7 protein-coding genes are annotated in these 6,849 nt (G+C 44.1%); 5 read left to right on the top strand and 2 right to left on the bottom strand.

What is annotated here, in order from left to right:
• Window positions 1-228 precede the first annotated feature (228 nt).
• Both H0Z19_RS11250 and H0Z19_RS11245 read left to right on the top strand, forming a co-directional pair.
• The gene (locus H0Z19_RS11250) at window positions 229-1,344 is read left to right on the top strand and encodes a methyl-accepting chemotaxis protein (RefSeq protein ID WP_290726678.1); all 1,116 of its coding nucleotides are present in this window, start codon (window positions 229-231) and stop codon (window positions 1,342-1,344) included.
• 18 nt (window positions 1,345-1,362) lie between these two features.
• Window positions 1,363-1,827 carry a chemotaxis protein CheW gene (locus H0Z19_RS11245; protein WP_290726676.1) on the top strand — a complete coding sequence of 155 codons (465 nt, stop codon included), beginning with the start codon at window positions 1,363-1,365 and terminating at the stop codon, window positions 1,825-1,827.
• Here the strand turns inward: H0Z19_RS11245 and H0Z19_RS11240 are convergent.
• Together H0Z19_RS11240 and H0Z19_RS11235 are read right to left on the bottom strand one after the other, a co-directional pair.
• Window positions 1,824-3,113, bottom strand: a complete 1,290-nt coding sequence (locus H0Z19_RS11240) for a chemotaxis protein CheW (RefSeq protein ID WP_290726674.1) — start codon at window positions 3,111-3,113, stop codon at window positions 1,824-1,826. The genes H0Z19_RS11245 and H0Z19_RS11240 overlap by 4 nt on opposite strands.
• A 155-nt stretch (window positions 3,114-3,268) precedes the next feature.
• Window positions 3,269-3,568 carry a winged helix-turn-helix domain-containing protein gene (locus H0Z19_RS11235; RefSeq protein ID WP_290726672.1) on the bottom strand — a complete coding sequence of 100 codons (300 nt, stop codon included), beginning with the start codon at window positions 3,566-3,568 and terminating at the stop codon, window positions 3,269-3,271.
• Between the two features lie 220 nt (window positions 3,569-3,788).
• On the opposite strand from H0Z19_RS11235, the gene H0Z19_RS11230 reads away from it, so the two are divergent.
• The 3 genes from H0Z19_RS11230 to H0Z19_RS11220 form a co-directional block, all read left to right on the top strand.
• Window positions 3,789-5,177 carry a methyl-accepting chemotaxis protein gene (locus H0Z19_RS11230; protein WP_290726670.1) on the top strand — a complete coding sequence of 463 codons (1,389 nt, stop codon included), beginning with the start codon at window positions 3,789-3,791 and terminating at the stop codon, window positions 5,175-5,177.
• A gap of 5 nt (window positions 5,178-5,182) precedes the next feature.
• Entirely contained in the window at window positions 5,183-5,644 is a 462-nt protein-coding gene (locus tag H0Z19_RS11225) for a chemotaxis protein CheW (RefSeq protein WP_290726668.1), read from the top strand.
• A 118-nt stretch (window positions 5,645-5,762) separates the two neighbouring features.
• Window positions 5,763-6,849 (top strand): PAS domain-containing protein (locus H0Z19_RS11220; protein ID WP_290726666.1); only part of this gene is annotated, 1,087 nt, incomplete at its 3' end.

Raw genomic sequence — 6,849 nt, 5'->3', positions numbered from 1 at the left:
TCTTGTGCCTTACAATGTACCTTATCTTCCTCTCTGTCAGTCTGCCGTAACCCATTAGTTGTTGGAGGGTATTTAAAGTCAAATTTTTTGGGACTATACACGAGGATTTACCTATTAAAAATTTCAAAAATGGAATTTCTTATATGGAGGAATATATTATATATTATTTTCAAGAAAGTAATCTGTAATTGAAATCCCGTTCGGAAAGTTGGGGGAGGTGGTGAAAGCATGAGTTCGGAAGTTTTTGAAGTTGAGCACAAGGCGCACAGCCAGTATCTGCAGCAGTTAGAGAACGCACTTCAGGAGCTTTTGTCTGGAAACTGGAGTTACAGGCTTGAGAGGGTGGAAGACGGTGAGTACGGCAGAGTCTTCGAACTTATAAACACCCTCGCAGAGGAAGTGGGCACACTCTTAGGTGAGGTAACTGAAGCCATGAAGGAAACTGAGGAGATGGCCAAGGAGAACATGGAGGCAATAAGCCAGCTAAACGCAGGAATGCAGCAGATAAGCTCAGCTTCCCAGCAAATAGCCACCGGAGCAGAGAATTTATCGAGACTGGCGAACAACTCACACGCTCTGGTTAAGGAAACCATGGATTTGTTTGAGATGCTCAACTCAAACATAGCTGAGTCAAGCAAGTATGCAAACAACGCCATGGAGTACGCTGGAAAGTCGAGAGAGAGTGGAGAGGCGGCCATCAACAAGCTTCAGGAAGTGATGAACGAAATTGACATCGCGGGACAAATTGTTGAGGATCTGAACGAGACCGTCAAAAACATTGGCAAGGTGACGGAGAGGATAAAGTCCATTGCAGACCAGACCAACCTCCTCGCTTTGAACGCAGCAATAGAGGCCGCGAGGGCTGGAGAGCATGGAAGGGGGTTTGCGGTTGTTGCGGATGAGATTAGAAAGCTTGCAGAGGAGAGCAGGAAGAGCACTGAAGAAATTGCGGAGATAGTTGCAAGCGTTACAGAGGCAACTCAGAGAGTTATAGATGCTGTAAGAAAGGTGAAAACAGAATCAAATGAAGGTGGAGAGATGATTAATGAGGCTCTGAAAATGTCTGAAGAAATAGGGAAGATGGTGGCTGAAATAGACAGAATGCTCAACGATATAGCTGCAGAATCTCAGAGGGGAATTGAGAAGCTCGAAGCTCTTGTAAAGAATATCGAGGAGGTGGCTTCAACTGCCGAAGAGTCTGCTGCGGCAAGTGAAGAGTCCTCAGCAGCAATAGAGGAGCAGACTGCTGCGGTTCAGCAGATAGCCAACGGGTCCGAAAGGCTGCTGCAGCTGGCACAGGAGAACATGGAGTTGCTCACGAAAAAATTCAGCAATCTCACTTAATTTTTGAAGGTGGTGACAATGCTTCAAATGGGCTTCCAGAATTCCACGATACAGGTTGTAATCTTCAACCTCGGCAACGAGAGATACGGAGTTGAAACATCTCAGGTCAAGGAGATAATCAGGGTTGAGGAGATAACAGCCATACCAAACGCTCCGGAGTTCATTGAGGGGGTGATAAACCTGAGAGGGCAGATAACCACCATAATCAACCTCAGAAAGCGCTTCGGAATGGAGCCGAAGCCCATAGACAACGACACCCGCATAATTGTTTTTGAGCACAATGGTAGCACCATAGGCATGATGGTTGATACTGTGACTGAGGTGAAGTATCTGGCGAAGGAGAATGTTGATGAACTTCCGAGCATGATAACATCAAGAACGGAATCGAAGTTTCTCAGAGGTGTGGGGAAGCTGCCAGATGGTTTACTGATTTTGATTGACCTCGAAAAGATACTGAGCGAAGAAGAATTATTCGTTTCTTAATCTTTTTTTAAATCATTATAGTCCAATTCGCCTGTTTGTAGCTTTTCCATAATATCTTCGGAAGATATCCAGGCAAAATCGAGTTTTGAAATAATGCCTACTATTCTCTCAACCTGACTAACTATTCTTTGCTTTATGTTATCGTCATCGATAAACTCGGCGTAGCCCATTATTGCCGCGAGCGGATTTCTTATTCTATCAACAAGATACGCTATGAGCTCAATATTCTCTGAGAGTTTACCGAGCAACTTTTCCTTATCTTCAATAGATTTCATTATAAAACCCAGGTTCTTCGCAAGTGTTCTGAACACGTACTTCTCATCATCTTCCAGCTCAGATTTTACGTTGAGGTGGCCGTATCTCCTACCGTTGTGGTTAATGGCGAAACTCAGGTTTTCGGGGTAATCGGAGATTCTAGCGTTGTAGTCTGCAAGAATATTCTCTGCTCTTCTCAACACTTCATTTTGGTTTTTTGCACTCGCCACCACTTCACTCACTTCTACTGCCTTTCTTAGCAGCATTCTTTGTTTCGCGAGTTCTGTTTTTTTCTCAGTAACATTCCTAAAAATGCTTAATATGGCAGAACTTCCTGGAATGGTGGTGTGGGTGATTTCAAACCAGATTTCTTTTCCTTCCGATGTGACAACTAGTTTTTCATTTGGCTCAACTATCTCACCTCTCAATACTCTTTCAATCTGCTCTCTCATCGAGTGTTGGTGGTCGGGATGTGCGAGCTGGAGAACATCTCCCATCTCCCCAAAAACGTCTAATGCCTTCTGATTAGCGAACAGAATTTTTTTACCATCATGGATGACTATCGGGTCGGGTAGGAGGTTGAGAATTGCATATGCATCGAAGTGGTGGGCAGGCAAAATTTTTTCAGGGTCTAAGAGAAGGATAAGTGAATCATCGGGAAGCTTTCCGATGCCTTTAAACAGCTTTTCCTGTTGTATATTCAGCTGTTGTATATTCGGCATCGAACTTATATTTTCACACGTAACATCAGTTATTTCGCTTACCTCATCGACTATCAGCCCCACTTCACCATGCCTACTTTCAAGAATTATTGTTGAAACGCTTCCGTTTACGCACTTTGTTACTATTCCAAGCCGCCTCCTGAGATTTATCATCGGTACTATTTTTCCCCTCAGATTAATTACGCCCTCAACAAAATCTGGTGCGTTGGGGATCGACATGATATTCTTGGTTCTGAAAACCTCTTTAATTTGTGACACTTCAATTCCACATTTTGTGCCATTGAGGCTAAAAACCAGAACCTTGGTCACAGACGTTCACACCCCCAACGTCTTATCATAAATTAACTAGGAATTAGAGGTATATCTTTTTTGGTTAAAGATACAATACCTGTTAAGAAATTCATAATTGAAATTCTCTTGTTGGTTTCGTAAAAAATAAAAAATCAAAAAATATCAAAAGATTTCTATTCATTCTTAATTGTTTTACTTATCTCTTCAAGAATTTCAACAAGCTTGCGTCCCTTGTCAGTCAGCCCATAACTATTTGAATGCTTCTCTACAACTGCGTGTTCTGTCAAGGCTTTCAGGTGTCTGCTCAGCACCCCCGGATTCAGCTTTGTCTCGAACATAAGCTGAGAGAATCCACGAGGACCAGGCTTAAGGCTGGAGATCACGTCACAAACGCCACTCCTTGCCAACATCTTCAAAGTCTTCGTTATTCTTTCGTGTCCGCTTTCGGTATTGCTACCTACCGTCTCAACCACTAACACACCTCCGACACTGTAACACCGGTTGTATTACACAAAGTTTTTCAAAAAGTTTTTCGTAAAAAATGAAATAAAACTAGAGAATACCAAAACGAAATACGATTGAAGTATTCAGAGTTTCTGAAGTTACGTTTTGTTACTCTATAATAAAAATTTTCTTTCTGAAATTATATTGCAATACGAAAAATTTATACTTGCTGAAATACAAACTCTCAGTATGAGTAGCGTGATGGAGTCTCCAGAATATGGTTTGAGTGACGATGCGTTTAAAGAGCTTGCCGATGCAGTATCGAGACTCAAGAGAGGTGACTTCAGTGTAAAACTTCCGGCAGAGAAGTTCAGTGGAGATGTTGCGGCGACGTTCGAGGAATTCAACTCATTTATTGACGACATGAGGGCACTTTTTGCAGAGATTCTGAGAGTTAGTGGTGAGGCTGCAAGAGGAAATCTTGATGTCAAGGCAGACGTTACTGCCTACGGAGAGTTCGCAAAGCTCGTGGAAAACATAAACAACTTGACAGATGCAATTGTGCTACCCATAAGAGAGGGAATAGAGGTCATTAAGAGCTACGCTCAGGGAGACTTCACGAGAAAAGTTAGAAAAGATGTAAAGATGGAAGGAGAGTTTGCAGCCTTCAGAGACGCGCTCGACGAACTGGGAGAGAGCATGCGGAAGTTCATCGGAGAGATGGGACGCACGGGGGAGGAAAACGCAACTGGAATGAAGCAAATCAAGGAGGCAGTAGATCAGATAAATGCGGGAATGGAGCAAATAAGCGCAGCATCGCAGCAGATGGCACAGGGAGCTGCAAATCTTTCAAGAATTGCGAACGAAACCGCTGCTGAAGCGAAGAACGTGGTGGAGAATATCAAGAAACTCACCGACGAGGCAAAGATATCTGCAGAGTTTGCGAAAAAGACTGCTGAAAATGCGGAACTTGCAGAAGAGGAGGGGAGACGCGCTCAGAGTAGCATGGAAGAGATAATCAAGGAGATGAATGCCGTGGCCGATATAGTGAAGGAGCTGGACACTGCAGTAAAGAACATAGACAAAGTTTCTGAGAAAATAAAGTCCATTGCAGACCAGACCAACCTCCTCGCTTTGAACGCAGCCATAGAGGCTGCAAGGGCTGGAGAGCATGGAAGGGGGTTTGCAGTCGTTGCGGATGAGGTTAGAAAGCTTGCCGAGGAGAGCAGAAAGAGCACGGAGGAGATAACCGAAATCATAAAGATGGTTCTTTCCGAAACGCAGAAGGTTACTGAGGCTACAAAGCGTGCCTATGAACAGTCCGAGACTGGCTCTAAGGAAGTACTCTCAGCTCTAAAGAGGAGCGCTGAGATTGGAAATATGGTCAGGGAAATTGAGAAGAGGTTGGCGGTAATTGTCAAACAGGCTGATGAGGGATACGCAAGAGTTGAACAGATAGCAAGGAACATTGATGAGGTGGCTTCAACTGCCGAAGAGTCTGCAGCATCGGCAGAGGAGACTTCTGCTGCAATAGAAGAACAGACCGCTGCAGTCGAGGAAATCACTGCGAGTGTGGAACAGACCGCAAGTTCGGCGGAGCAGACACTCAAGATTATCGATGACAGTTTCAGAATATGAGGATTATGAACGGGGAAACAAACTCGACACTCCAACTAGTAATCTTCAACCTCGGCAACGAGAGATACGGAGTTGAAACATCTCAGGTCAAGGAGATAATCAGGGTTGAGGAGATAACAGCCATACCAAACGCTCCGGAGTTCATTGAGGGGGTGATAAACCTGAGAGGGCAGATAACCACCATAATCAACCTCAGAAAGCGCTTCGGAATGGAGCCGAAGCCCATAGACAACGACACCCGCATAATTGTTTTTGAGCACAATGGTAGCACTATAGGCATGATGGTTGATACTGTAACAGAGGTGAAGTATCTGGCGAAGGAGAACATAGACGAGCTTCCAGAAATCATAACATCAAGAACGGAATCAAAGTTTCTCAGAGGTGTTGGGAAGCTGCCAGATGGACTGCTGATCCTGATTGACTTAGGTAAGGTGCTGAGCGGAGAGGAACTTTCAGTAGTTTCGTAGTTTTTATTTTTTTGTTTTTTTATCTTATTATCAGAGAACTTCCACTTCCGAAATTCTTTTTCGAGATTTATTAGAAATAACTTCAAATATATAAGAAATTTTTTTATGTATCATTTACATGAGGCTGAACGGTGATGATATGGGAAAGAAAGATGAGGAGGTCAGCAAAGAGTGCAATAAGCTTCTCGAAAGAATAAACCAGTTAGAAGAACAGTTGAGACAGAAAGATGCATTCATCGAAGCGCTGGTGAGTAGTGTACCAAAGCCTATTTTCCTCTATTTCATAGATACTGAAGGAAAGCTGAGATACATCAGCGAGTACAATCTTGAGTTCTACGGAAAGAATCTGGACGAGGTAATTGGAAAGAGACCCTCAGAAATATTCCTGGACCCAACCGGGCAGAGAACTATGGCAGAGGCTGGAATGAAAACAATGATCGAAACAGCATTGGAAAACGGGGGCATGAAAATTGAAAACAAAGAGGTGAAACTCAACACTGAGAAGGGGCTGCTGCACATACTCACCTCCTGCGCTCCGGTAAAGGTCAATGGCAAGCTGGAAGGAATGGTAGGATTCTACGTGGATGTTACGCCCATCAAGCAAAAGGAGGAGGAAGCAAAAAGAGCTTACGAAATGATTAGAGAAGTCTTCAAGAACATGCCATTCCCCGCTTACGTCCTCTTTGTCAATAGAGAACACAAGGTGCAGTATGCAAACGATGAGATTGCGAAGCTTGCAGGATACAGCAAGGCCGAGGAAATAATTGGTCTCCAACCAAGCGAGCTTTTCAAGACAGAAGGTGGAAGGACTGTGGCTGACAAGGTCTTGGATACCGGAAAGGCTGTGGTCGGGATTCAAGCTGTTACTCGCACGAAAGATGGGAGGGAAATACCCGTCCTTGTTTCGTGCGTACCGGTTTACATTGACGGAGAAATGGCGGGTGTGATAGACGTCTTCATAGACATCACAGAGCTCAAGGAGAAAGAAGATGAAATAATGAGAACCCTCAATTACACAGATAACGCTCTCGAACTCCTCACTGTTGGCATAAGGGAGCTGCAGGCAGGAAACCTCAATGCGAGAGTTGAGAAGCCACCAAGGGTTGAGGGTGTCAAGGTTGCAGAGAGGTTCGAAGAGACTGTGGACTATTTCAACGAGTTCGCTGAAAGGCTGCAGGAGATAGTGAGAAAGCTGGCCGAAGACA

It is taken from the genome of Archaeoglobus sp., assembly GCF_017656475.1.
In the GTDB taxonomy this organism is placed as follows: domain Archaea; phylum Halobacteriota; class Archaeoglobi; order Archaeoglobales; family Archaeoglobaceae; genus Archaeoglobus.
This window is presented reverse-complemented; position numbering and strand designations above follow the sequence as displayed.